The sequence below is a fragment of the Homoserinimonas sp. genome, assembly GCF_056262345.1.
This window is the reverse complement of the sequence record NZ_JBACFR010000238.1, coordinates 1-2,045: the sequence shown is the minus strand read 5'-3', so window position 1 is coordinate 2,045 and position 2,045 is coordinate 1. Positions and strand designations below refer to the sequence as shown.

The following is a 2,045-nucleotide window of genomic DNA, read 5'->3' as shown; positions in this document are numbered from 1 at the left end:
CTGGCTGTCGCCGTTCTACACGTCACCGCAAAAAGACGCCGGCTACGACGTCTCCGACTACTGCGACGTCGACCCGCTCTTCGGCACCCTCGCCGACTTCGACCGGATGCTCGCCAAGGCGCATGAGCTCGGCATCCGGGTGATCGGCGACCTGGTGCCCAACCACTCGTCAGACCAGCATCCGTGGTTTCAGCAGGCCCTCGCGGCCGGCCCCGGCTCTGAGGAACGCGACCACTACATGTTCCGCGAGGGGCGCGGCGAGAACGGCGAGCTGCCGCCCAACAACTGGCAGTCCGTCTTTGGCGGACCCGCATGGACCCGCATCACCGAGGCTGACGGAACCCCCGGCCCCTGGTACCTGCACATCTTCGACTCCTCGCAGCCCGACTTCAACTGGAGCAGCACGTGGGTGCGCAAACAGTTTCTCGACGTTCTGCGGTTCTGGCTCGACCGCGGCCTCGACGGCTTTCGCGTCGACGTTGCTCACGGCCTCGTCAAGGCCGACGGCCTGCCCGACTGGACCCCTCCCGCCGAGGCCGGCAGCATGGGCGGCGTGCCGCTTGAGCCGGGCGTCGAGCCCGAACTCGTGGAACTTGCTCCCTACTGGGGGCAGGAGGGCGTGCATGAGATCTATCGCGAGTGGCGCCTGCTGCTCGACACCTATGAAGGCGACCGTGTGCTTGCCGCCGAGGCGTGGGTCGACCCGCTCAGCCGCATCGCCCACTGGGTGCGCCCGGACGAGATGCACCAGGCCTTCAACTTCGCCTACCTGGGCACCACCTGGGATGCCGCAGCCCTGCGCCGGGTAATCGACGAGTCGATCGCCGCGTTCGGTGCCGTCGGAGCCCCCAGCACCTGGGTTCTCAGCAACCACGACGTCGTTCGCCACGCCAGCCGGCTCGCCCTCACCGCCGAGAACCTGCAGGGCCACGGCATCGGCCCACTCACCGAGGGCCTGCCCGACCCCGTCGTTGGCCTGCGCCGCGCCCGGGCCGCCACGGCACTCATGCTCGCGCTGCCCGGCAGCGCCTACATCTACCAGGGCGAGGAACTCGGCCTGCCCGAGGCCGTCGACCTGCCGGACGACGCTCGCCAGGACCCCACGTGGTTCCGCACGAACGGCGAGCGGTATGGCCGTGACGGCTGCCGCGTTCCGCTCCCATGGACAGCGGATGCCCCCGCCTTCGGATTCAGCACCACGGGCGAGAGCTGGCTGCCGCAGCCTTCGGGCTGGGGAGCCTTCGCACGCGACACCGAGCGCGGCAACCCTGAGTCCACGCTTGAGCTCTACCGCCTCGCGCTTCGCCTGCGCGCCGAGCGGGGCCTCGGCAACTCCACCCTCGAATGGGTAGAGGGCTTGCCGGAGGGCGTTCTCGGGTTCGCAACGGACGACATCACAGTCATCGCCAACACCACGGGAGAGTCCGTTGTTCTGCCCGCTGGCGATGTGCTGCTGGCCTCTGGCCCGCTGGGCGAAAAGTCGCTGCCCGGCGACACCACGGTCTGGCTCGCTCGCTGAGGTTGCGACGGCAGTTGCGCCGTGAGTCGCGCGCGGCGGCAGTCGCGGCGTGAGTCGCACGCGCGGCGTGAGTCGCGGGCGGATCGCGGATCGTCTCGGCGCTCCCCAAACCCGCTCACCGCGGATCGTCTCGGCGCTCCCCAAACCCGCTCACCGCGCCCCTAACAACGGGCGCGCCGAGTCGCTTTCGGGCGCGCCGAGCGCAGCAGGTGCAGCAGGCCCAGCAGGCACGAGCGCAGCGGGCCCAGCGGGCCCAGCGAGCCCAGCATGCGCGGGCGCAGCGAGTGCCGCGAGTGCAGCAGGCGCGGGTGCAACGAGTACCGCAGGTGCAGCGAGTGCAGCGAGCTAGTTGGCGTTGGCCTTGAGCCAGGCGAACGGATCGATGGGCGTGCCATCTGCGTGGATCTCAAGGTGCAGGTGGGCGCCAGTTGATGCCCCAGTACTGCCGACGAGGCCGACGATCGTGCCAACCGTGACCTGCTGGCCAACGGCGACCTGGATCGATCCCCACTGCATGTGCGCATAA

2 protein-coding genes are annotated in these 2,045 nt (G+C 69.6%); one reads left to right on the top strand and one right to left on the bottom strand.

The features are described 5' to 3' along the window. A partial coding sequence (locus tag AC062T_RS11470) for a glycoside hydrolase family 13 protein (protein ID WP_476030150.1) occupies positions 1 to 1,519 on the top strand: 1,519 nt, incomplete at its 5' end. A gap of 345 nt (positions 1,520 to 1,864) precedes the next feature. Here the strand turns inward: AC062T_RS11470 and AC062T_RS11465 are convergent. Next, positions 1,865 to 2,045, bottom strand: a 181-nt coding sequence (locus tag AC062T_RS11465) for a M23 family metallopeptidase (protein ID WP_476030148.1), incomplete at its 5' end; no start/stop codon positions are given.